Below are 22,035 nucleotides of genomic sequence, written 5' to 3'. Positions count from 1 at the left end.
CGGATGCAAATTCCGCTGCGCTCCATTTGCACCGGTTATTTGCAACGTTGTCCCCGCTGCGCGGGAACAACGCCCAGGATCATAAGCGCGCCACCGCTACAAAATTCTGGGAATCTGACAAACTCAGGGACAACAAACGGATTCAGGCAGACGCACAATACGCGCTCATGATCCTGGGCGTTATGACGGGCAAGGCGAAGCAAATCTTTAGCAGCAGTAAGGTGAACTATCCACCCCACTTCCCCGGGCCGTTGAACAAACCGTATTAATGGTAAACATTTAATCAATAATAAGGGTTTGCCCCTTTGTGTTTGTACCCGATGGGGGCCATATGTCAGACGTCTGATTGTTTTTTTATACTTTCTTGGCAAAAAGCAATACCCTATTTTGTTTATGAAGTCGAAGCGCGAGCACTGCCGTAAAAATAACTGAAAAAAAGTCTGCCACGGGCTGAGCCCAAATAACGCCTTCAAGCCCAAACATAAAAGGTAGTATCAGAATTGACGGAATGAAGAACAAGCCTTGGCGGCTGATGCTGAGAAATCCGCCTTCTTTTTCTCGCCCCATCGCAAGAAACAGCGACATATAGACCATCTGGAAACCAAACAGCGCAAAAATGATTCCGTTTGCACGTAGCGCACGCACTCCGATGTCAATCAGCACCAAATCATTTTTAGAAAACGGTGATACAATTTGTTTGGGAATGAAGATCATAAGAAGCGCCGCAACAGCGCAAAATATTGTCGCCCATCTCAGCGAGACCTTTGTGGCTTCGTCCATTCGGTTATAGTTTTTCGCACCAAAATTGTATCCGGCCACAGGTTGGAAACCCTTTACAAAGCCAAAGACCACATATGTCCCGATAGCCATAATGCGTGTAACAACGCCAACGGCGGCAACGGCTGAGTCTCCGTATACGCTGGCTGCCGTATTGGAAAACCCCATTGAAGCGCTGGCTAACAACTGGAACACAAGAACTGGGATGCCAATCTTGAACACCTCGCCGTAGATAGCAAAGTCGAAGACAAATAGACGGGGAGAAAAACGAAGATATCCTTTTTTGCTGAGGATAAACCATAGGTAAAGGCAAGTCGTTACGGCCTGGGAGATAACTGTAGCGATTGCAGCACCCCGTATCCCTAAGTTCAGAGTAAAAATGAATATGGGGTCGAGTATGACGTTAAGGCCACCGCCGATCAGCATGGAAATCATTGTCAGTTTCGACCTGCCTTCGGCTAAGATAATATTGTTCATAGCGACATTGAAAATACACAGAATTGAGCCTGTAATGTAGATAACCGAATATTCTCTGGCGTAAGGCAGTATCGTTTCTGTAGCACCTAGCGCGACCAGTATATTGTCAAGGAAACACATGGCAATCGAGATGGATATCACTCCGACAATAAGGCTCGAAAACAAGGCTGTCGAAGCGGTTATGTTTGCCTTCTCAGTGTCCCCTTTACCTAATAAACGAGCGGTATAGGACCCCGCACCGCTTCCGAAGGCCATGCCAAGCCCCATGACAATCTGCACAATCGGAAAGACAATGGAAACTGCGCCGATCTGGCTGGTTCCCAGCCCACCGACGAAGTAGGCGTCCACCACGTTGAAAAGCGCATTAACCAGCATCCCAATCATGATTGGGATGCCCATTTTTAAAAGTACCTTCGGGATTTTCTCGTCCCGCATCATCTGAAGCTTTTGATCGTTTGAGGTCATAATATACAACTCCTTTAATTATGGTTTAGCAGCTATACTCTTTGATCAAAATAAAGGCCTGTTAAAATCTAGTTTGATACACAAGGCTTGCTATAGATGGAAAGCGTTTAGCTACCATACACTATTCATAATAAACTGCATCCCAAACTACAGGGAAAGTTCTCGGTTAGCGTTAAGGATGCTCTCGTTTTTCAAAGGCATCAATCTCCTCATCCAACGAGTTGAGAAGGTCCTTCAAAAATTTCTTGTTTTTTTCGGTGGCATTTTTCAGCGCTATATTAAAAAACTCGTCAATTTCCTGATGCATCTTTTCGTGATACATATATGCTGTTTTGCCTTTTAGCGTCAGCTTTAGCACAAGTCTTGACAAATTACGGGGGTCGGTATCCTTGACGACCATCCCCTTACGTTCAAGCTTTTTTATAATCTGGGACACCGCGCCTTTCGTCACGCCTAACATGTCCGCCAGACCGGTGACATGGATACCTTCATTCTCTTTGATGGATTTGATCATATGGATTTCCGCCAGGTACAAGGGATGGTCTGTCCCGTAGTTCCGGTTTTTTTTGTCAATCCCAATGAACTTGGAGACTATCCTTAAAAAGGTGTAGCTGATCTTTGTCCTGCTTTTAAATTTCATATTTATCATGGCAGAATGAGTATAGCTCCTAAACGCTTTTGTCAAGAAAAAAAGATAATGTGCCGAACAAATGAAGGATTAGTGACCGTGCCGAGGCACGAGGCTCGGCGCTAATCCTATGGTTCAAGAAGCCGCGGATCTATATGTAAGGGGAAAGGTTCCCGTTTTGTGGGATGTTTTAAAGGCAAGATGTGATGAACATTTTAAAAGAGGGCCTTTGCAGAAATTTTTGTTGTCCTTCGCATTAATCCGTCTTAACTGAAATCATTGACAATTTCGGTAGTGCCTGATAATCCCTCAAGCATTATGGAAACAATAAGCTTCACATTTTTTAGCATTATTCTGATATACAAATTGAATTTTCGATTTATAATTGAAAATCTTGCCCTTCGGCAGCAACTTGCTATCATGAAGCAATCGGTCCGTCGCCCTAAAATCCGTAAAAGAGACCGCCTTTTCTGGGTTATTCTTTCCCGATAGTGGAATGGCTGGAAAAATGTATTGATCGTTGTGCAACCGGAGACTGTAATACGATGGCACAGAAAGGGTTTTAAATTGTATTGGAAATCCAAATCCCAAAAAGCAGGAAGACCTCCCACAGATATAAAAGTTCAAAGGATCGTCAAAAAAATGATAAAGGAAAATCCTCTTTGGGGTGCGCCGACACTGCATGGTGAACTCATTAAATTGGGGATTGTGATCTCTGAGCGAACGGTGTCAAATATGATCAAGAGATATCGGGTTGGTAATCCTCCTTCTCAGACTTGGCGGACATTTCTGAAGAATCACATGAACAATACTTATGCTATAGATTTTTTCACTGTACCAACAGCCGATTTCAAAATTCTGTATGTATTTGTAATCCTATGGCATGAACGACGGAAAGTCGTTCACTTTAATGTAACCTTGAATCCGACAGCCCAATGGACTGCTCAACAAATTGTAGATGCATGTCCCTGGGATACAAAACCAAAATATTTATTAAGAGATCAAGATGGGATTTATGGAAAGATTTTCCAAAAGCGTATACGAAATATAGGGATTGAAGAAGTAAAAACAGCACCTCACAGCCCTTGGCAAAACCCATATTGTGAAAGATTTATAGGTAGCATCCGACGTGATTGTTTAAATCGTATAATTGTGCTCAACGAGAAACATTTAAAAAATAATTTTGTCAGAATACTTCAAATATTATCATCATGATAGAAACCACCTTGGCCTTTCAAAAGATACGCCGTTCGAACGTCAGGTACAATTTGAACCGGAAAATGGTATATTGATATTCCTTCTAAGGGTTGGAGGGCTTCACCATCGTTATATATGGAAAGAGGCTGCTTGATGATTGGGGAAATGCGGATTGAACAATGATAAAAAGCAGAAACTGATCGACTTAGGGGCGGAACGCCTGGCTCATGCCCTATTGGAAATTGCTGTGCTGAATGATGCTGCCGATGATCTTGTTGAACGCCTTATTGCAACGCCTAAGGAGAATATCCAGCGTTTCAAAAAGAAGCTGGCAGGACTGAAACGATCAAAACGCTTTATTGACTGGCGAGGAGCTTCCGGGTTTGCCCGGGATCTTACAATGCTCCTTCAGGATCTAAAGTCGGGTGTTAGTGATCCGTTGACGGGTGTGGAGATGGTTGCCGCTTTTTATGAGACAGATGAAGACATTTTCGAGCGCTGTGATGACTCTGGCGGTGATGTGGGTGATGTTTTCCGCCATGACGCAAAAGAGGTATTCGTGGCGTATGCCTTGCGCTGTGCTGATAAACCAAAGGTTGCTGATATCATACTGGATCTGAACCGGAAAAATGGCTATGGGGTCCGGGATGCGCTGATAGATTGTGCAGGTGACTGTCTGCCCGATCCGGTTATCCGCACGATGATTGCCAGGCTTCAGGGACTGGCGGATAAAGATAAAGATGAATACGGCAGGCGCAGACATCTGATGTTGATCGAGTCTCTTGCCCGGCAGATCAAGGATGCGAAACTCTTTGAAAAGACCCGTATTGCTTCATGGGGAAAACTATCAACCGCGGCGTTCATCGATATTGCCCGTGTGTATCTGGAAAGTGGGGATGTTGAGGCAGCCCATTTATGGCTGAATAAAATCCCTGAAGATTAAACTTTTCAAGCATATGAGCGGGATCAATTGTTGCTGGATATTTTCAGACAACAGGGAGACTCGGAAAAACTGACCGATCTTCTACATCGAAAATTCAGATCCCATCGTTCAATGGATACCCTTCAAGCGCTTTTGGATGTAATCGGCCAAGAGAAACAGGATAAAATTATTGTTGATGAAATTGCTTTAATTTCTGAATGTTCGACGTTGCGCGAGTCAGATGCAAATTTTCTGATTGCAACCGGAAAAATTGATGAGGCCGAAGCATATCTTCTTGAACGGGCGGATCAGTTGAACGGCAATTACTATGGCAGCCTGCTTTCTTTGGCTGAGGAAATGGTATTGGAAAACCGTAACCTTGCAGCCAGTCTTATTTACCGCAGTCTGCTGGTTTCGATCCTGGAGCGCGGATATACAAAGGCTTATCCCCATGGTATCCGGTATCTAAAAAAACTGGATAAACTGGCTGCGGTTGTAACAGAATGGAAAACGTTTAATAACCATGAGGCTTTCAAAAATCGGATATATCAGGACCATGGCCGTAAAAGAAGCTTTTGGTCGAAATATGAGGTGAAAAAATGACTGAACGATATTACTTGTTGAAAATTTAACTACTTGATATCGAACCTGAAATCTGGCGACGTTTTGTGGTGCCGGCCAGAATCACACTGGACCGGCTCCACGATGTCATCCAGGTTGTCATGGGATGGAAAGACTATCATCTCCATGAGTTCGGGGTCGGAAAAAAACGATACACCGAATATCCGAAATCAAAACAAGACGGATTTGAATGCGGGAAATATCGTCTTGGCGATCTGATCAAACAAAAAGGTCGGACATTTCGTTATCTATATGACTTTGGTGATGACTGGGAACACGAGTTGGTGATCGAAGACAGCCACTATTTCAATCCGGAGCCGGGAATGGAATTGTACTGCCTGGAAGGTGAAAGATGCTGCCCACCAGAAGATGTAGGGGGAGCACCCGGTTTTTTTGAATTCTGCAAAGCACTGAAAGATCCGAATCACAGGGAACATACGAGCTACACGGAATGGGCTGGTGGTGATTATGACAGTGGAAAATTTGATGCCCAAGCTGTTAATTGGGAGTTGATGAAATATCTACGCTGGTCCCGAGACAGATTTAAAACCTGGGGAGGGATTGAATGAAAAAGGATAAAGACAAAAGAAAAAAAAAGACAGGAAAAGAAGAGACATCCATTGTCCGGTCCTCGGCTGCTGAGTACCTGACATTTGTCGCGGCAAGTGGTAAGGGAGGCGTTGAGGCGGTTTATGCAGATGAAAATATCTGGCTGACCCAAAAAATGATGGGCGTTCTCTACGATGTCGAGACGCATACCATTAACTATCACTTGAAAAAGGTGTTTGCTGATAGTGAATTGGAAGAGGATTCAGTTATTCGAAATTTTCGAATAACTGCCTCAGACGGTAAAAATTACAATACCAAACACTACAATCTTTCGGCTATCATCGCTGTAGGCTACAAGGTCAACTGAGAACGTGCCGTGCAGTTCCGTAAATGGGCGACAACGATTATTCAGGAGTTCACCATCAAAGGCTACACAATGGATGATGAGCGTTTAAAGAATGATGGTTCTGTTCTTGGCAAACAATATTTTGAAGAGCAATTGCAGCGGTTGGTCTCTGCCTATCTGGACGTTGCGGAAGATGAGGTAGGCTGAAAATGATGGACACGAAATCTCTGATCATTCATAAACCAGAGTGGAGGTGTCATCATGGAAAAGATTCCGAACGGCCGGTACACAAAGGAACTCCGGGAAGAGGCCGCCCGGCTGGTGCTGGAGGATGGCCTGTCTGCCGGACAAGCGGCGCAGCGGCTCTCATTGCCGAAAAGCACGCTTGAGTCCTGGGTGCGGGCTGCCAAGGCGGGCAAGCTTGGCACCATTGGCAAAGATCGACGCCCACTGACCGAGGTGGAGATCGAACTTGCCAAGACCAAGAAGGAGTTGGCAATGGTTCGGATGGAGCGCGATATCTTAAAAAAAGCAGCCGCGTATTTCGCCAAGGAGTCGCTGCCCGGTACGCGATGATAGAAGCTATGCGACCCACCTATCCCGTGCCCGCGCTGGTACAGGCTTTGGCGGTCTCCATGAGTGGTTACTATTCCTGGCGCACCAGGCCACCGTCTCGCCGACAACGGGAGGACGCCAGGTTGGCGGTAGAAATCAAGGCAGCTCATCGCCGCACCAGGGAGAGCTACAGCGCGGAGCGTTTGCAAGCGGATTTGGCTGATCATGGGGTGCACGTTGGGGTTTGTCGGATCAAGAGATTGCGCCGTGAACTGGGCATCCGCTGCCGCCAGAAAAGGAAATTCAAAGCTACAACCAATTCCAATCACGGTTTGCCGGTGGTCCAAAACCTGGTGTCTCAGAACTTTGCAGCGCTCGCTCCCAATCAGATGTGGCTGACGGACATAACCTGCATTCCCACCGATGAGGGTTGGCTTTATCTGGCCGGCCACAAGGATATCTGTACCGGCGAAATCGTCGGCTACGCCATGAGCGGCCGAATGACCAGGAATCTGGTCAGCGAGTCGCTGTTTAAAGCGGTTGCGGTCAAACGACCTGCTGCCGGCCTTATTCATCATTCGGACCGTGGCACCCAGTACTGCTCACGGGAATACCGTAAACTTTTGCACCAATTCAAGATGAAGTCCTCCATGAGCCGCCGGGGCGATTGTTATGACAATGCCCCTATTGAAAGCTTCTGGGGCACCCTGAAAACCGAGCTCACCTTCCACCGGCATTACCAAACCCGGCAAGAGGCGAAGCGAGATATTCAAGAGTACATTGAGATCTTTTACAATCGTCAGAGAAAGCAAAAGAAACTCGGCTATCTTTCACCGGCCGCTTACGAGCGCCGGTTTTATCAAATGCAAAAAGCTGCATAGGGTTTTCGTGTCCACTATTGACGACCAACCTCATTTACCAGACGGCAGCAGAATTGAGACACTATTTAAGACACAAGAGATTGTCGGTTTCTGCGCGTGGGACGGTGACAAATGTATCGCCCAGTTGCATTGCTACCGTTTGATCCTTCCTCATGGGTCCACCGACCTGTGGCCAGACTGGAGCCGTCCTTCCTATTTGAACGGTGTACTTAACGGTTGCTTAGGCATTTCAGGTCCGGTTTGGTGCCATGCCTGTTTTCACGTTGGTCGGTCTATTGATAGTTTTGCTCAGTCTGACGATTCAGATTCAAGGTATTTCGGCCGGGGCATTGGAACTGCCATGGCACAGGCATCCGTTCGCTGGGCAAAGGAGCATGACTACGAAGCTGTAATCGCCCCTGGAACGCCTAATGATCTTTTTTCGTTCTCTGTGTTGGCAGGAGGACTTCCATGGACAACGTACCAGAAGCTCGGATTCGCGGATGAAACATTTGAAACTAACGATGATCTGCCAGGTTGGGTCCAAGGTAATGGTCCGCCCGAGGTAATAAACGTAATCGAGGCAGCACCCGAAGTCATAGAAGAAGTCGAGGCGGCACTAGCTAAAGGACGACCCAAAAGCGAGCTTCGTAGTAAACTGATGGTGCTGAGGCTAAAAAATGCCTAACAAGGCGCATTGTTCGGATGCAAACTGCGCTACGCTCCGTTTGCACAGCACAGCTAGATCGTTAACCATATAAAAAATAAAACAAAACAATCGAAATTTATCTAGTTCCGATAGAAGCAGAACAAGGAAAATCATATGAAAATTTTGGCATTTAACGGTAGCCCACGTCTCAACGGAAATACAGCAACGATGCTTGAATACGCCATCAGCGGTGCACGTGAAAACGGTGCAGAGGTTGAACTGTTCAACCTGTACAAAATGCAGTTTTCCGGCTGTATCAGTTGTTTTTCATGCAAACGTCTTGACAAGGAGAGGCCAATCGTTTGTGCGGTTATAGATGATTTGAAACCGGTGCTGGAAAAAGTTTCGGAGATCGATGGCTTACTCATCGCTACGCCCGTTTATTATGGCTGTGAATCCGCTGCAACCCGCGCCTTTATCGAGCGCCTGTGTTTCCCGTATCTCAATTATGCGGACTACACCACCAGTCACTTTCCCCGGCGAATTCCCGTGGGTCTCATTTATACCATGAATGTCCCAAGCGAACTGTTTGAAGCCATGGGGTACGATGTAACCCTTGGCCGTACGAGAGAGACTCTGGAGCGGGAATTTGGTTCATGCAAGATGGTCTTGGCTAATAACACCATGCAATATACCGATTATAGTCTGTACGAAGCCAACGCCACCGGAGAGGAAAAGAAAGCCTACCGAGACGCTCATTTCAGCAATGACTGTCAAAATGCCCGACAGTTGGGTGAACAGCTGGCTTCTGGGAAGGTATTCAATGCGTAACAGTATTGAGGTGACCATGGATCTTCCTAGCCAACAGTCGTTAAAAGGAAGAAATAAAGTAAACTTTCAAACAATAGATAGAAAATCCAAGAAGACAAAATTTTGGGTATCCGACAACGATAGGGTATCAAACGGATTCAGCCAGGCGCACAATACGCGCTCCTGATCCTGGCCGCTGGGTTTTTAAAGAGGAACTGACATGACCACAAGGGTAAAATTTGCCGCCGGCCGCAATATAGCGATGAAGGTTCCGCCTCATCAATATGAGGCAACCGTCAGCTTCTATCGTGATGTACTTAGTCTCAAGGAAATAACCAAACACCCACCCTCTGTAGGCTTTGAGTTTGGATCGAACAATCTCTGGATAGATCAGGTGCCGGGGATGAGTCAAGCGGAAACGTGGTTTGAAATAGTGACCGACGACATCGCTGCTGCCTCGCAGCATCTCGAAGCGTCGGGAGTGGTGAGGTGTGACGAAATCGAACCGTTGCCGCAAAACTTTCAAGCATTCTGGGTGACGAGTCCGGCGGCAATTATTCATCTGGTGTGTAAGGACTCGGAGTCGTGGTCATAGGCCGTCCAACAACGCCCATACACGCGACGTGCGAAAACATACGCGCGTGCATGGGCGTTATGTGTACCAATGTTAATCGATCATAATCTTGGGGGGTAAATCCATGGGTATTACGTCAGGATCATGCCTATGTGGTGAAGTCAATTTCGAAATAGAAGGCGATTTTGATAATTTCTATCTTTGTCATTGTAGCCGGTGCCGAAAAGATACTGGCTCGGCTCATGGTGCTAATCTTTTTTCTTCTTCTGCAAAATTGAAATGGTTATCAGGACAGAATAAAATCACAAATTTTACTTTGCCTTCAACTCAACACAAAAAATCATTTTGCTCAATTTGTGGATCCGCACTTCCACATATTCAATTTGAAGGGGAACTTCTGGTGGTTCCTGCTGGAAGCCTTGATGGTGATATCACCATAACTCCAACGGCTCACATTTTTATTTCCAGCAAAGCAAATTGGGATAAAGATCTTCATAAATTACCTATGATAGAGACTTTGCCGTCCTAAGCATAAAACCACATAAAAAAACTATTTCAGTCGAGGCAAAAGGTCGTCCCCACTCGCCCCCGGAAAAGCCGGTGGTGGTTGAGGGGAGAGCGAAGCGAGGACCGGTGGTGATCACCACGGCAGCTCGGAGTTTTTCCGGTCCGCGAGACCATGCGCAGCTGGACGCACTATAGTCAAACCTACCAACTCTATGCCAATAGCCGGCCGATCACCTGGGCGTATAGTGAAGAACGTCCTTACAAGGGCGATACAATCCGTGAGAATCGCCGGTTGTCCCTGCTGTATCAGAAGTTTGCGGTACGGCCTCCCGCCTCGTTACAATGATCCGGAAATTTAGGATACGTGATAGCGTCAGTTGCTTGAATCTCCCCTTCTTTCCGGAGGCTGCCAAGTTGTTGAGGAAAAGAGCCGAATCAGGTTAACTATGGAAAAATTCTGCTCAGGGTGCCGATTGGGCTGCACGCTGCGCTCGCTCTCCCTGCTGAAGCGAGAGCGACAACTATTAATAAACTGGCCACACAACAACTGAAAGACGCCTGCCTCAAATTTCTCTCGAAGACAGATTGTCAAGCTGGCAATCGAAAAAGGGTTCATCCGACTCAAGCGACGTCCTTCGCCGGGTAATTTGCCGGTAACACAAAAAAAGTACGCTCAATCCGGATGAACCGTTTTTTTCTCACATAACCCCGGTCTTGTTCATTTTGGGGTAATGTTCAAAAGCCCGGGGAAGAGATTATCTGGATCGTATGCGGCCTTAATTGATTGTAACCGCTGCAGGTTTTCTCCATAGGCGCCAAGCAGCATTTCCTCGATATCCTCGACATAGCCAGGGAAGTTGAGGTAATTGCCTCCCGATGAGAAGGGTTTGAGCGCCGTATGCAGGTTACGGGCCCAGGCGATATTGGCTTCCGAATCAGTCTGGGCGCTCCAATTCGCCTCGATGCCAATCATGAAAGGATGCCGCCGATTATAGAATGCGGTTGCATCCTGTGCTACGCGAGCGGAAGCTCCACCGAGAAACCAGACATCGATTGAGGATTCTGCCGATGGTCGGTTGCGCGTGTATTCTTCGAGAACAGACATGCATTCATCATCCAGTCGTTCGAGATAGATGGATTTCCAATAGTAGTACTTCCCGTCAGGATAGTCCTCGTCGAGCAATCGCTGAACGTCCTTCCAACCCATATCGGCACTCAGATCAGCGATCGGTTCGCCAATCGTTCGCAACGGGGAGATAACCTCCTGGGCGTGTTCCGGTAACCCGGTATAGCACCCTAGCAGGATCACCACCGGCTCCCCCTGATGTTTTTTCGGAACCTCCGGGATTGGGGGTCCGCTCCAGTAAACACCAAGCACCATCAGGTCGTCAGGGGCAGCAGCCATGTACTTTTGGCAGGCAGTCATAACCTCCCGAGCATTTTCCATGGCATATATTGGCATGGAGATAGAAACCTGCCGGCCGATGGGGGTGTAGCCTGAATTCGAACTGTGTTACTACCCCGAAGTTGCCTCCACCGCCGCACAAAGCCCAGAACAAATTGGGATGTTCATCCACCGAGGTCCTGAGCATCTTACCTTCGGCAGTGACGATTTCTATGGCGTGTAGATTATCGATGGAAAGCCCGTGCTTCCTCGTCAGCCACCCGGTACCTCCGTGCAGGGTCAAGCCGGCAACTCCGGTCTCCGAAACCAAGCCAACCGGAGCGGCCAGATCAAACGCGACCGTCTCGTGGTCGAGATCGCCAAGCCTGGCGCCGGCTTCGACCCGGGCAATTCGTGCATGGGGGTCAACATGGACACTACGCATCTGTGAAACATCAATAACCACACCGCCGTCATTTACGGACGCCCCTGAGACATTATGACCACCGGCCCGAACGGAGAACAGCAGGCCGTGGTCGCGAACGAAGTCGACTGAGGCCATAACATCGGCAGTACCTTGACAGCGAACGATCATCGCTGGCTTTTTATCAATCGATCCGTTCCAAACCTTCCGCGCCATTTCATAGTCACGATGTTCCTTCAAGAGGAGAGAACCACGGAGCTTCCTGCTGAATCCATCGATAGTTTCCTGGTCTATGTGGATTGGTTCTCCTAGTCGGTTTTTCAGTTCAAGGGTATTCATTATGCACCTCCTATTTGATAGGATGGCTTTGCAGGTCTGCGTGGAGTCTTTCCTAATGAGTCTTGCAGGTCTGCGTGAATATTAAAGACTATAAGAGCGCCTGACGCTATATCAACCATCAACTATTGATGAATATGAATGTCGCTGATTGTTCCCGATCATCTACCGCTTGAAACGGGTGCAAACCCTTCAGCTATTCATCCATTAGGGTGTTAGAGGTGAGGCGACGCACGGCCGCACAGGAGGACAGATCCCTAAACTCTTTTTCCAACAATGAGCGAGGCTTTCCACGGCATGAAGATACAAGTGGTCAAGTTATAGAGTTAACGGCCAGGGAGAGCCATCTGGACTTGTAACACCTCATCCGCTTTATAACGATATTGGACATGACAAAACCGAACGAACTTCGGCCTACAGAGAGTTGTTCAGGCATGAGCTGGAACCTGAAGAGATAGACAAAATCCGGAAAGCTACCAATGGGAATTTTGCCCTGGGCTCCAGCCGTTTCCAAGAGGAGATCGGCGTTCCATCTTAACCGTTCGGTCAAGCAACGCCTGTTCCCATAGAACTTAACCGATCGGTCAAAATCGATTGACTCCCCGTGAATTTAACTGTACGGTTAAGAAAGGAGACCTCGCGCCATGTCTGAAATAAAATATCCATATTATGTCCGCCTGCCTAGATACATCGGCCCTGCAATCAAGGATGCCCGCAAAAAGAAAAACTGGACCCAGAAGGACCTTGCGGACTATACCGCCACCAGCGTGAAGTTTGTCAGCAACGTCGAGCAGGGTAAATCGACGGTGCAACTTGACAAGGTTCTTGATTTGATACGGACCGTAGGCCTCAGAGTTTACCTGACCGAAGGAGATATCGACAAATGAGCAATCTCACGGTTTACTGGGATCAGCGGATTGTCGGTACAATATCGAGACACCAAAAAGGTAAAATCACCTTCCAATACGCTGCCGAATGGCTCGAAAGCAGCGGGCGGCAGATATCACTGTCACTGCCATGCCGGGAACAGCGCTTTCCTCCAGGGGTGAGCACCGCATTTTTTGAAAACCTTTTTCCCGAAAGCGAGGCACGAACTATCTTGGCCTTCAATCGCCGGTTTGACAGGAAAGACACATTTGCTTTCCTCGAAAATTTTGGCGAAGACTGCGCGGGCGCGCTCTCCATCATTCCGGAGATGGAAAATGTCATTCATCATAGAAGCAAATACAGATGCATAGACGCCGAGCTGCGGGAGGCTCTCCAGGCTATCAAATCCGAGCCGGGAAAGCATAAATTATATCCTGAGCTGGCCAGTGGCCGTCTATCAATTGCCGGGGCGCAAGATAAGTTGCCGGTGTATTATGAGAACGGTAGTTTTTTTCTTCCCGAAAACCCGGCATCGCCGACAACTCATATAATAAAACCCGCCAGTCCCTATTTTCATGATATCCAGAGAAATGAGGCATTCTGCATGGATCTGGCCCGGCAGATTAACCTCCCTGTTCCTCACTCCGGTCTGTATACTTTTGCCGGTCATGAACTGTTTCTTATCGAACGTTTTGACCGGCTCCGCCTAAGCAACAAAGTAATACGAGTGCATCAGGAGGATTTCTGTCAGGCAATGGGATTGCCGTTTAATAGAAAATATCAGGAGCAGGGCGGGCCCGGTTTTCTGCAATGCCGGGAATTAGCCGAAGAGTATTTGTCGACGGATATATCCGAGGTAAAACAGACACTGACAGCTGTACTGGCCTTCAATTATTTAATAGGCAACAATGATGCTCACGGTAAAAATTTCTCTATTATCCACGAGGATATAATAAAGCTCGCACCATTCTATGATCTGGTCTCCACACAGGTCTATCCCAGCCTGGATCGAAAACTTGCTATGGCCATAGGCAATACGTTCAGGCATGATCGGATTAATGAAAATTCTTTTACCCACTTCAGTAAAGATATGAAACTTAGGCCTGAAAAGGCCTTTGAAGTTATCGCCAAAACCGCCCTGGAAGTTGAAAGACTCTATGAAAGCGTGTTATCGAGACATGAAAAACAACATGGCAAAGCGGAGATCTATTCGAACCTCCACACGGTGCTGCGCAGAAATCTGAACCGGCTGAAGGAAATTGCTAACCAGGTTAATTCAGCCGACGGAAAAAAACCGCGCTTATGATCCTGGGCGTTATGTGTTCAAACGATTTATCAGCCATAATCTTGAGGAATTAAGTATATGAGTATTAAGTCAGGATCATGCCTATGTGGTGAAGTCAATTTCGAAATAGAAGGAGATTTTGATAATTTCTATCTTTGTCATTGTAGCCGGTGCCGAAAAGATACTGGCTCGGCTCATGGTGCTAATCTTTTTTCTTCTACTGCAAAGTTGAAATGGTTGTCAGGACAGAATAAAATCACACAGCAAAGCTATTTCAGCCGACGCGAAAAACGTTAAAGATGTATACTTTTCAGGTGATTGGAAGCTATATTTATTAGCATAGCAACAGCTTCCGGGACTATGATGTAATTGTATGGATCGTCAAAGTCGGCCACAGAAGAGATATATATCAGAAAATCAGTTGGCGTCCGGCCGGGAAAGGCGATATTTCAAAGGACAAAACGGTTCTATCACCAGGCAGCCATTGATTTGCACCGCATGGACAGCTATGGAATCCATGCCTAACATGATTGCGCTGGAACAGCATCACAACTCACGCGGCGCATCACAACTCACGCGGCAAAACCGCCGTTAACGAGGATGTTCTGTCCGGTCACCCACCCTGCACGCTCATCGAGCAGCAGTGTTACCACATCGGCGACGTCGTCGACGGTGCCGATCCTGCCGAGTGGTGCCTGCGCGGCGAGCCCTTCTATTTGTTCACTGGTTTTGCCTGCGCGAAAGAGTTCGGTATCGATCGGGCCGGGGGAGATGGTGTTGACCCGTATGCCGCGACCGCCGAGTTCTTTGGCCAGTACCTTGCTCATCTGCTCGACCGCCCCTTTCGATGCGGCATAGGCGCCGTATTTCGGCAGCATGACCCGGGTTACCGTCGAACCGATATTGATGATGGCGCCATTGTCTTCCATCAACCGCGCCGCATGGCGACAGCAGTGAAATACCCCTTTGATGTTGACGTCAAAGATGCGGTTGACATCTTCCTCGGTAAACTCCGCGAAGAATTTGTAGATGGCTATGCCCGCATTGTTGATCAGGATGTCGAGACGTCCGTGTGAGGCCATGACTGATTCGAAAAGGTGATCGATATCTCCCGGTACCGCGATATCGGCGCAGATCGCTGTGGCGCTGCCGCCGTTCGCCGTTATTGTTGCAACCAATTCGGTCGCACTCTTTTCGTCCTGGAGATAGGTGAAGACAACTGAGGCGCCTCTTTCCGCCAATCTGCCGGCGATCGCCCTGCCGATCCCTCGGGAGCCGCCGGTCACAACCGCTGTTTTTCCTGCCAAGTTCTTGTCCATTGTGTCCTCCTGTAATTTCTCGCGTCATCCTGGAACTGTGATCATCTGGTATTGTAATGCACCTTTTGCCCGGTCGGCCGTACTGTGGCGTTCTCCGTGGCTGGAAGTGTCAAGGAGTGCCTAGATAAATGGTGTCAGCTCGATCAGATCCGCCATCGTGTTAAAGGCCGCGAAGGCTTCGGGCAGGTCGGCGGCCTGGTACTGGATGATAGTGCCGCTCACTCGTTGCACCCGTGGCATGCGCAGGACGCGATCGACGCTGGAGGCGGTGGTGAAGCGCATCTGCAGGGTCACCGGGCCGGCCATGGTCAACGGCTGCGGAAAGCCTTCACGGCGGCAGCGCAGTAAAGTCTGCTCGGCGGCGGTCCGGATTTTCTCCCGGCAGACCGTCGGGTGCGGGCAGATGGCCGCATAAGCGCCGATTCCCTGTTTAACGGAGACCGTTGCCAGGCCGGGGAGCAGGGCTTCGGCCTCGCGGCAGCCGGCGTCGTCGCCGGCCATAAAGACCACCGGGATGTTGTAGTGGCCGGCGAGCAGGGCGCTCAGCCCGATCTCGCCGATGACCAGATCGTTCATCCGGACCTCGGCGATCCTGCCGGTAAAGGTGTGGGCGATGACCGCATCGGCAGTCCCTGCCCGGCCGTGGTAGCCGATGAACAGTGCGGCGTCGAAACCGAGATCGATGCCGTCCATCATGGCCAGCGGCCGTGGTGAACCCATAATCAGGCGGATTCTCTCGTCAAGTTCCTCCGGTATCAGATTCAGGCCGACGTTATGGGAATCGGCTACTACCACATCAACGGCGCCGGCGGCAAAGGCGCCCAGGGCGGCGGCGTTGACCTCCGCGGTCATGAAGCGCCGGGCCCGCTCGTATTCCCTGCCGCCCGGGGAAGAGTGTTCGCTGCGGACAACGCAGCCGATGCCTTCGATATCTGCCGAAATATAGACTCTCATATCTGCCTCGTGAGGATAATTGGTTCTGCCTGGTGGTTATGGATTAGGTTCGTTGTCGGCCGGCGGTGGTCGGTCGTTTTTGCACAACAAGGTTTCATCGACGATGCCCCTCCCGATACAGGTGACAGCATACCAGGTGGGGGCTCGCCGCACCAGTGGGGCTGATATTATGTTGCTCCGGCTCGGTGTCGCGGCATATCTCCATGGCGTGCGGGCAGCGGGGATGAAAACGGCATCCCGGCGGTACCTGCACCGGACTCGGGGGATCGCCCTGGAGAACCGCCAATTCCTGACGGAGCAGCGGATTCGGCTTGGGGGCCGAGGCGAGCAAGGCCAGCGTGTAGGGGTGGGCCGGGTGGTCGAATAACTCTTTTCTGGTGGCACTCTCCACCAAGGTTCCGAGGTACATGACGGCAATGCGATGGCTGATATGCCGAACGACCGTCAGGTCATGCGAGATGAAGAGGTAGGCGTAACCGTGGCGTCGCTGCAGGTCCTTGATCAGGTTGAGGATCTGGGCCTGGACCGAGACATCGAGGGCGGATGTCGGTTCATCGAAGATGATGAAATCCGGCTCGGTGATCAGTGCCCGGGCAATACCGATGCGCTGCCGTTGCCCGCCGGAAAATTCATGGGGGTAGCGGTCCAGGTGATCACTGCTCAGTCCGACTTCCTGCAGCAGGTGGGCCACACGATCGGCGATCTCCGCCGACGAGGCGGCCAGGCCGTGGACTTCCAGCGGATAGCCGACGATTTTCTTGACCGTCATCCGCGGGTCCAGAGATGATTGCGGATCCTGGAAGACCATCTGCATGCGGCGGCGTGCCCGGCGCAACTCCTGGCCGGTCAGCGTCAGGATCGACTGGCCGGCCAGGAGGATGTCGCCGCGGTCGGGTTCGATGAGCCGCAGGATGCAATTGCCGACGGTTGACTTGCCGCTGCCCGATTCGCCGACCAATCCGAGCGTTTCTCCCCGTGCCACCGCCAGCGATACCCCGTCAACGGCCTTGAGAAGCTGGATTTTCCGGCCCAACAGACCACCGGTAAGCGGGAAGTGCTTGACCAGATGACGGACGTCGATGACCGGATTCATGTCGACTCCTCCTGCCGGCGATCGGAGCGGTACAGGTGGCAGGCGACGAAATGATCGGGGCCGACCGAAAAGAGGCCGGGGCGCTCGTTACAGACTGCTTTGGCATGCGGGCAACGGGCGATGAAGCGACAGCCGGGCGGCGGGGCGATCAGTTCGGGAACCGTGCCCGCTATGGACGCCAGTGTTTCCCGATCCTCATCGATGGTCGGGATGCAGGCCATCAGTCCTTTGGTGTAGGGATGACGGGGAGCGGCGAACAGGCTGGTCACCTCGGCGACTTCGACGACATGGCCGGCATACATCACCGCCACCCGGTTGCAGGTCTGGGCGACGACGCCCATGTCGTGGGTGATGAACAGCACGGTAACGCCCTGTTCTTTGGTGAGCCTGGTCAGGATGGCCAGGACCTGGCCCTGCACGGTGACGTCGAGGGCGGTGGTCGGCTCGTCGGCGATGAGCAGGTCGGGATCGCAGGACAGGGCCATGGCGATCATCACCCGCTGGCGCATGCCGCCGGACAGCTCGTGCGGGTATTTGGCCAGGATCGAGGCGGCATCGGGCAGTTGCACCCGGCGCAGCAGATCGATACAGGTCGTCTCCGCCGCATGCCTGTCCAGTGGGCGGTGCAGCTGCAGGACTTCACGCATTTGATTACCGACGGTGAAGACCGGGTTGAGGCTGGACATCGGTTCCTGAAAGATCATCGACACCAAATTGCCCCGGATAGTTCGCAGTCGCCGGTTGTCGGCCTGCAGGATATCTTCGCCGCGCAGCAGAATTCGGCCGGAGGTGATCCGGCCGGGCGGCTCGGGGATCAGCCGCAGCACGGACTTGGCCATCACCGATTTGCCGCAGCCGGTCTCGCCGACCACACCAAATATCTCACCGGCGCGCAGGCTCAGGCTGACCCGATCGAGTACCTTGGCGATGCCGCGATAGCCGGAAAACTCGACCGACAGGTCCTGGATCTGAAGAAGAATCTCGCTCATGATCTACCTGCGGATCCGGGGGTCGAGGACGTCGCGCAGGGCGTCCCCGAGCACGTTGAAGCCGATGACCGTGACCAGGATGAACAGGCCGGGAAAGGTGGCGTACCACCACTGATCCATCAGGAATTTGCGGCCGACGCTGATCATCGCGCCCCATTCGGGAGTCGGCGGCTGGGCCCCGAGGCCGATGAAGCTTAGCGAGGCGGCGACCAGGATGGTGTCTCCAAGGGTCAGCGTGCCGAGCACGATGACGGTGCTGATGCAGTTGGGAATCACGTGGTGCAGGATGATCCAGCCGTTTTTCGCCCCGGATACCCGGGCAGCCGCGATATAGGGCATCTCCCGTACCGCCAGGGCTTCGCCACGGACCAGCCGGGCAAATTTCGGGATCATCACCACGGTGACGGCGAATACCGCACTGGTCAGGCTCGGTCCCATCGCTGCGGCCAGCGCCATGGCCAGTACCAGTGACGGAAAGGAGAGCATTACATCCATCAACCGCATGATAAAATTGTCGATCCGCCCGCCGATAAAGCCGGCGGTGGCGCCGATCAGGGTCCCCAGGCCGCCGGCGATGCCCACCACCATCAGGCCGATGACCATGGAGATCCGTGCCCCGTAGAGGACCCGGGAAAAGATGTCGCGGCCCATTTCGTCGGTTCCGAAGAAGTGGTTGCCGCTCGGTGGTTTGAGCCGGTCGCTGAGGCTGATACCGATCGGGTCGAACGGGGCGAGCAGGGGGGCGAAGGTGGCCAGCAGGATCATGGCGGTGATGATGATACCCCCGGCCACGGCCAGCGGGTTGCGGCCGAGAATCTTAACGGTCAGGCCCAGTTCCCGGAATCGGGGGTGATGGCGGAGCGTCGCGATAGCCATATCAGTAACGGATCCGGGGATTGAGCACGGCGTAGAGGACATCGACGAGCAGATTCATCGCGACGTAGACCAGGGCGACGACCAGGGTAAAGCCCATGATTGCCGGGAAATCGAGGGAGTTGACCGAGTCGACGACGTATTTTCCCATACCCGGCCAGCCGAAAATGGTCTCGGTCAAGATGGCGCCGCCCATCAGCTCGCCAAGCGACAGACCGGTGATGGTCACCGTCGGGATCAGGGAGTTCTTGAAGGCATGCTTCAGTACGATCACCGCTTCGGAGAGCCCGTACGCCCGGGCGGTGGTGATGAATTCCTGGCCGAGCACGGCGATCATCGACGAGCGAACGATGCGGGTGATGATGGCCAGGTAGACATAGGAGAGGCAGAAGGCCGGCAGCAGGATGTGCCAGAGCGCATTGACGAAGATCGGCCAATTGCCTTCGAGCAAGGAGTCGATCAGGTACAGCCCGGTAACCTGGACCGGCGGCGTCAGCACCGCATCCAGCCGTCCCGAGCCCGGCAGCCAGCCCAGGTTGCGGTAAAAGACAAAGAGCAGCATCAGGCCGAGCCAGAAGACCGGCATGGAAACCCCGAAGACCGAGAAAACCCGGATGATATGGTCGGTAATCCGGTTTCTTCTGATCGCCGCCAGGATGCCGAGCGGGATGCCGATAACCAGGCACAGGGTCATGCTGGCCAGGGTCAATTCCAGGGTGGCCGGGAAAAAATCGGCCAGGTCCGCAGTGACCGGGCGATGATTACGAATCGACGTACCCAGATCGCCTTTCAGCAGTCCGGTTGCAAACGTCAGGTATTGAACGACGAGCGGGCGGTCGAGGCCGTGGCTCTTGCGGATGTTCTCCACGGCCTCGCGGCTGGCCTTGGGCCCGGCGATCATTGACGCCGGGTCCCCGGGAATGGCATGCGAGATAATAAAGACCAACACGGTGACCCCGAACAAAACCGGGACCATGTAGGCCAGCCGCCGCAGAACGTAGTGCAGGACGCGCATTACCGGTCCGGCGCTTACTTGGCGATGGTCTCGAAGTTGTACATGGATTCGAGCATCGGATTATAGACATAGCCCGTTACGTTCTTGCGCATCGGCACGATGGTCTGTACCTGGTAGAGGAAGATGTACGGCGCGTCTTCCATGATGATTTCCTGGGCCTCGTTGTAGAGTTTCACCCGCTCGGCTTGATCGCTGAGTACCGCCGCTTTCTTGACCAGCGTATCGACCTCTTCGTTCTTGTAGAAGCTCCGGTTGCCGGGCAATCCCCACTTGTCAGATTCGAACCAGAAATTCATGAACATGTACGGGTCGGCGAAATCCGGGCTCCAGGCGCCAAGGCAGAGCTCGAAATCGCCCTTGTCGACGCGGTCCCGCAGCGTGGGGTTGGCCATCAGTTCAAGGTTCAGCTCGACGCCGATATCGCGGAAGTTACTCTGCATGACGGTGGCGATCTGCTCCCAGGCGGCCCGTCGATCGGAATAGATCAGGGTCAGGCTCAGGCCTTCCGCTCCGGCTTCCTTGAGCAGCTCTTTGGCCTTTGCGACATTGAGGGAATACTGGAAGAGATCTTCCTTGTGGCCCCACATGCCCTTCGGTATCGGCCCGCGCATCTGGACGCCGTTGCCCTGCAGCACGTAGTCGATAATTCCCTGGTAGTCGATCGCGTAGTTCAAGGCCTGGCGGACTCGTTTATCGGACAGAGCCGGTTTCTGGCAGTTGATATAGACGTATTCGACGAGCTGCGAAGGGAAACGCTTGACGACGATATCGGGGTTCTTCTCAAGGGCCGGGATCTGGTCGACGAGAATGTTCTCGGCGATGTCGATATCGCCGCGCTCAAGGGCCATGCGACGATCGGCGGATTCGCTCATGAAGCGAACAATCGCCGTGTCGATGTTCGGCGCGCCGCCCCAGTAGTCGGGCTTGGCTTCCAATACCGCTCGTTGCCCTCTGGTCCATTCGGTCAAGGTGAACGGACCGCTGCCGTCGGTGTTTTCGGCGAGCCACGCCTGGGCCAGGTCGCCGTCTTTTTCGTGCTGCATCACATTGGGGTTGACGATCGAGGCGCCGTCCGTTGCCAGGGTCTGGAGGAACGGGCCATAGGCATTTTTCAGTTTGATCTCGAGCGTGTAGGGATCGATAACGGTCATCGATTCGATGGCGCCGATATTGTCTGCCGGTCCCTTACCGATGGTCAGGGTTCGATTGAAGGCGAATTTTACCGCTTCGGCATCGAGCGGGGTGCCGTCATTGAAGGTGATGCCCTGGCGGATGGTAAACGTCCACACCGTACCGTCGTCGGATACCGTCCAGGATTCGGCTGCCTGGGGTTCGACCTCGGTGGAGCCTTCGCCGTTGACCACCTTGTATTTGACGAGGCGGTCGTAGCAGGGATAGATCTGCCGCCAATCGTAATTGTCGCTGGAAACACCGGGGTCCAGGGTGTGGATGTCCGAAGACACGCCGACCACCAGGGTGGTTTTATCCTCGGCGACGGCCGGGCCGGCAATCAAGAGCAGAAAAATACAGAGTGACAACCACAATTTCTTCATGCTTCA

The 22,035-nt window shown here is 51.7% G+C and carries 22 protein-coding genes and 4 pseudogenes; 15 read left to right on the top strand and 11 right to left on the bottom strand.

Features of this window, described 5'->3' with window-relative positions; all coding sequences use genetic code 11:
- Positions 1 to 269: hypothetical protein (locus BUC26_RS23940; RefSeq protein WP_208609845.1), on the top strand; the 269-nt coding region annotated here is incomplete at its 5' end.
- An 85-nt stretch (positions 270 to 354) separates the two neighbouring features.
- Here the strand turns inward: BUC26_RS23940 and BUC26_RS19920 are convergent.
- The gene (locus BUC26_RS19920; RefSeq protein ID WP_073378945.1) at positions 355 to 1,719 is read right to left on the bottom strand and encodes an MATE family efflux transporter; all 1,365 of its coding nucleotides are present in this window, start codon (positions 1,717 to 1,719) and stop codon (positions 355 to 357) included.
- A gap of 172 nt (positions 1,720 to 1,891) precedes the next feature.
- The gene (locus tag BUC26_RS19915) at positions 1,892 to 2,359 is read right to left on the bottom strand and encodes a MarR family winged helix-turn-helix transcriptional regulator (RefSeq protein ID WP_279626318.1); all 468 of its coding nucleotides are present in this window, start codon (positions 2,357 to 2,359) and stop codon (positions 1,892 to 1,894) included.
- A gap of 630 nt (positions 2,360 to 2,989) precedes the next feature.
- Between BUC26_RS19915 and BUC26_RS19910 the strand changes: the two genes are divergently transcribed.
- From BUC26_RS19910 to BUC26_RS24580, 11 genes and pseudogenes are all read left to right on the top strand, one after another.
- Positions 2,990 to 3,562 (top strand): integrase core domain-containing protein, encoded by a 573-nt coding sequence (locus BUC26_RS19910; RefSeq protein WP_084540797.1) that lies wholly within the window; start codon positions 2,990 to 2,992, stop codon positions 3,560 to 3,562.
- A 154-nt stretch (positions 3,563 to 3,716) separates the two neighbouring features.
- Positions 3,717 to 4,487 (top strand): DUF6880 family protein, encoded by a 771-nt coding sequence (locus BUC26_RS24260; protein WP_244155914.1) that lies wholly within the window; start codon positions 3,717 to 3,719, stop codon positions 4,485 to 4,487.
- A gap of 21 nt (positions 4,488 to 4,508) precedes the next feature.
- Positions 4,509 to 5,069: pseudogene (locus BUC26_RS24255) on the top strand (DUF6880 family protein); the annotation flags it as partial.
- Positions 5,070 to 5,107: 38 nt separating this feature from the next.
- A complete protein-coding gene (locus BUC26_RS19900; protein ID WP_279626319.1) occupies positions 5,108 to 5,656 on the top strand; it encodes a plasmid pRiA4b ORF-3 family protein in 549 nt (182 codons plus the stop codon).
- Positions 5,653 to 6,147: pseudogene (locus BUC26_RS19895) on the top strand (virulence RhuM family protein); the annotation flags it as partial. The gene BUC26_RS19900 and the pseudogene BUC26_RS19895, both read left to right, overlap by 4 nt.
- Before the next feature lie 96 nt (positions 6,148 to 6,243).
- Positions 6,244 to 7,418, top strand: a protein-coding gene (locus BUC26_RS19885) for an IS3 family transposase (RefSeq protein WP_143166096.1) whose coding sequence is annotated in 2 segments (ribosomal slippage) — positions 6,244 to 6,520 and positions 6,520 to 7,418 — 1,176 coding nt in all. Because the reading frame shifts where the segments join, the coding sequence is not laid out codon by codon here.
- Positions 7,419 to 7,758: 340 nt separating this feature from the next.
- Positions 7,759 to 8,085 carry a hypothetical protein gene (locus tag BUC26_RS19880; RefSeq protein WP_073378940.1) on the top strand — a complete coding sequence of 109 codons (327 nt, stop codon included), beginning with the start codon at positions 7,759 to 7,761 and terminating at the stop codon, positions 8,083 to 8,085.
- 135 nt (positions 8,086 to 8,220) lie between these two features.
- Positions 8,221 to 8,877: a flavodoxin family protein gene (locus BUC26_RS19875; protein ID WP_073378938.1), complete on the top strand. Its 657-nt coding sequence runs from the start codon at positions 8,221 to 8,223 to the stop codon at positions 8,875 to 8,877.
- Between the two features lie 199 nt (positions 8,878 to 9,076).
- Positions 9,077 to 9,451, top strand: a complete 375-nt coding sequence (locus tag BUC26_RS19870; protein WP_073378937.1) for a VOC family protein — start codon at positions 9,077 to 9,079, stop codon at positions 9,449 to 9,451.
- Between the two features lie 103 nt (positions 9,452 to 9,554).
- A complete protein-coding gene (locus BUC26_RS19865; protein WP_073378935.1) occupies positions 9,555 to 9,959 on the top strand; it encodes a GFA family protein in 405 nt (134 codons plus the stop codon).
- A gap of 411 nt (positions 9,960 to 10,370) precedes the next feature.
- Positions 10,371 to 10,583 (top strand): annotated as a pseudogene (locus BUC26_RS24580) (toxin-antitoxin system HicB family antitoxin); the annotation flags it as partial.
- 72 nt (positions 10,584 to 10,655) lie between these two features.
- On the opposite strand, the gene BUC26_RS22790 reads toward BUC26_RS24580, so the two are convergent.
- Entirely contained in the window at positions 10,656 to 11,342 is a 687-nt protein-coding gene (locus BUC26_RS22790) for a BBE domain-containing protein (protein WP_161949899.1), read from the bottom strand.
- A complete protein-coding gene (locus BUC26_RS22785; protein ID WP_084540798.1) occupies positions 11,326 to 12,084 on the bottom strand; it encodes an FAD-binding oxidoreductase in 759 nt (252 codons plus the stop codon). The genes BUC26_RS22790 and BUC26_RS22785 overlap by 17 nt, the downstream gene beginning before the upstream one ends.
- A 641-nt stretch (positions 12,085 to 12,725) precedes the next feature.
- Between BUC26_RS22785 and BUC26_RS19855 the strand changes: the two genes are divergently transcribed.
- From BUC26_RS19855 to BUC26_RS24575, 3 genes and pseudogenes are all read left to right on the top strand, one after another.
- Complete coding sequence (locus tag BUC26_RS19855; RefSeq protein ID WP_073378934.1) at positions 12,726 to 12,968, top strand: helix-turn-helix domain-containing protein; 243 nt, start codon at positions 12,726 to 12,728, stop codon at positions 12,966 to 12,968.
- Positions 12,965 to 14,254 carry a type II toxin-antitoxin system HipA family toxin gene (locus BUC26_RS19850; protein WP_073378933.1) on the top strand — a complete coding sequence of 430 codons (1,290 nt, stop codon included), beginning with the start codon at positions 12,965 to 12,967 and terminating at the stop codon, positions 14,252 to 14,254. Before BUC26_RS19855 ends, BUC26_RS19850 begins: the two co-directional genes overlap by 4 nt.
- A gap of 57 nt (positions 14,255 to 14,311) precedes the next feature.
- A pseudogene (locus BUC26_RS24575) lies at positions 14,312 to 14,491 on the top strand (GFA family protein); the annotation flags it as partial.
- A gap of 314 nt (positions 14,492 to 14,805) precedes the next feature.
- On the opposite strand, the gene BUC26_RS19840 reads toward BUC26_RS24575, so the two are convergent.
- From BUC26_RS19840 to BUC26_RS19810, 7 genes are all read right to left on the bottom strand, one after another.
- Positions 14,806 to 15,552: an SDR family oxidoreductase gene (locus BUC26_RS19840; protein WP_073378931.1), complete on the bottom strand. Its 747-nt coding sequence runs from the start codon at positions 15,550 to 15,552 to the stop codon at positions 14,806 to 14,808.
- Between the two features lie 120 nt (positions 15,553 to 15,672).
- Positions 15,673 to 16,506: a M55 family metallopeptidase gene (locus BUC26_RS19835; protein ID WP_073378930.1), complete on the bottom strand. Its 834-nt coding sequence runs from the start codon at positions 16,504 to 16,506 to the stop codon at positions 15,673 to 15,675.
- A 94-nt stretch (positions 16,507 to 16,600) separates the two neighbouring features.
- The gene (locus BUC26_RS19830; protein ID WP_073378929.1) at positions 16,601 to 17,599 is read right to left on the bottom strand and encodes an ABC transporter ATP-binding protein; all 999 of its coding nucleotides are present in this window, start codon (positions 17,597 to 17,599) and stop codon (positions 16,601 to 16,603) included.
- Positions 17,596 to 18,588: an ABC transporter ATP-binding protein gene (locus tag BUC26_RS19825; RefSeq protein ID WP_208609842.1), complete on the bottom strand. Its 993-nt coding sequence runs from the start codon at positions 18,586 to 18,588 to the stop codon at positions 17,596 to 17,598. Before BUC26_RS19825 ends, BUC26_RS19830 begins: the two co-directional genes overlap by 4 nt.
- A 3-nt stretch (positions 18,589 to 18,591) precedes the next feature.
- A complete protein-coding gene (locus BUC26_RS19820; RefSeq protein ID WP_073378926.1) occupies positions 18,592 to 19,464 on the bottom strand; it encodes an ABC transporter permease in 873 nt (290 codons plus the stop codon).
- A 1-nt stretch (position 19,465) separates the two neighbouring features.
- A complete protein-coding gene (locus BUC26_RS19815) occupies positions 19,466 to 20,476 on the bottom strand; it encodes an ABC transporter permease (protein WP_073378925.1) in 1,011 nt (336 codons plus the stop codon).
- A gap of 14 nt (positions 20,477 to 20,490) precedes the next feature.
- A complete protein-coding gene (locus tag BUC26_RS19810; protein ID WP_073378923.1) occupies positions 20,491 to 22,029 on the bottom strand; it encodes an ABC transporter substrate-binding protein in 1,539 nt (512 codons plus the stop codon).
- Positions 22,030 to 22,035: the final 6 nt, after the last annotated feature.

The sequence above is a fragment of the Desulfofustis glycolicus DSM 9705 genome (genome assembly GCF_900130015.1).
Classification (GTDB): domain Bacteria; phylum Desulfobacterota; class Desulfobulbia; order Desulfobulbales; family Desulfocapsaceae; genus Desulfofustis; species Desulfofustis glycolicus.
Note: the sequence above shows the minus strand (reverse complement) of the source record. Positions and strands in the feature narration are given on the sequence as shown.

Excerpts from the sequence above, each read along its gene's own strand:
- BUC26_RS22790 (WP_161949899.1), bottom strand. The coding sequence starts at position 11,342 with ATGGCTGCTGCCCCTGACGACCTGATGGTGCTTGGTGTTTACTGGAGC.
- BUC26_RS19830 (WP_073378929.1), bottom strand. The coding sequence starts at position 17,599 with ATGAATCCGGTCATCGACGTCCGTCATCTGGTCAAGCACTTCCCGCTT.
- BUC26_RS19880 (WP_073378940.1), top strand. The coding sequence starts at position 7,759 with ATGGCACAGGCATCCGTTCGCTGGGCAAAGGAGCATGACTACGAAGCT.
- BUC26_RS19865 (WP_073378935.1), top strand. The coding sequence starts at position 9,555 with ATGGGTATTACGTCAGGATCATGCCTATGTGGTGAAGTCAATTTCGAA.
- BUC26_RS19840 (WP_073378931.1), bottom strand. The coding sequence starts at position 15,552 with ATGGACAAGAACTTGGCAGGAAAAACAGCGGTTGTGACCGGCGGCTCC.
- BUC26_RS19825 (WP_208609842.1), bottom strand. The coding sequence starts at position 18,588 with ATGAGCGAGATTCTTCTTCAGATCCAGGACCTGTCGGTCGAGTTTTCC.
- BUC26_RS22785 (WP_084540798.1), bottom strand. The coding sequence starts at position 12,084 with ATGAATACCCTTGAACTGAAAAACCGACTAGGAGAACCAATCCACATA.
- BUC26_RS19910 (WP_084540797.1), top strand. The coding sequence starts at position 2,990 with ATGATAAAGGAAAATCCTCTTTGGGGTGCGCCGACACTGCATGGTGAA.
- BUC26_RS19815 (WP_073378925.1), bottom strand. The coding sequence starts at position 20,476 with ATGCGCGTCCTGCACTACGTTCTGCGGCGGCTGGCCTACATGGTCCCG.
- BUC26_RS19850 (WP_073378933.1), top strand. The coding sequence starts at position 12,965 with ATGAGCAATCTCACGGTTTACTGGGATCAGCGGATTGTCGGTACAATA.
- BUC26_RS19855 (WP_073378934.1), top strand. The coding sequence starts at position 12,726 with ATGTCTGAAATAAAATATCCATATTATGTCCGCCTGCCTAGATACATC.
- BUC26_RS19835 (WP_073378930.1), bottom strand. The coding sequence starts at position 16,506 with ATGAGAGTCTATATTTCGGCAGATATCGAAGGCATCGGCTGCGTTGTC.
- BUC26_RS19915 (WP_279626318.1), bottom strand. The coding sequence starts at position 2,359 with ATGAAATTTAAAAGCAGGACAAAGATCAGCTACACCTTTTTAAGGATA.
- BUC26_RS19920 (WP_073378945.1), bottom strand. The coding sequence starts at position 1,719 with ATGACCTCAAACGATCAAAAGCTTCAGATGATGCGGGACGAGAAAATC.
- BUC26_RS19820 (WP_073378926.1), bottom strand. The coding sequence starts at position 19,464 with ATGGCTATCGCGACGCTCCGCCATCACCCCCGATTCCGGGAACTGGGC.
- BUC26_RS19810 (WP_073378923.1), bottom strand. The coding sequence starts at position 22,029 with ATGAAGAAATTGTGGTTGTCACTCTGTATTTTTCTGCTCTTGATTGCC.
- BUC26_RS19870 (WP_073378937.1), top strand. The coding sequence starts at position 9,077 with ATGACCACAAGGGTAAAATTTGCCGCCGGCCGCAATATAGCGATGAAG.
- BUC26_RS19875 (WP_073378938.1), top strand. The coding sequence starts at position 8,221 with ATGAAAATTTTGGCATTTAACGGTAGCCCACGTCTCAACGGAAATACA.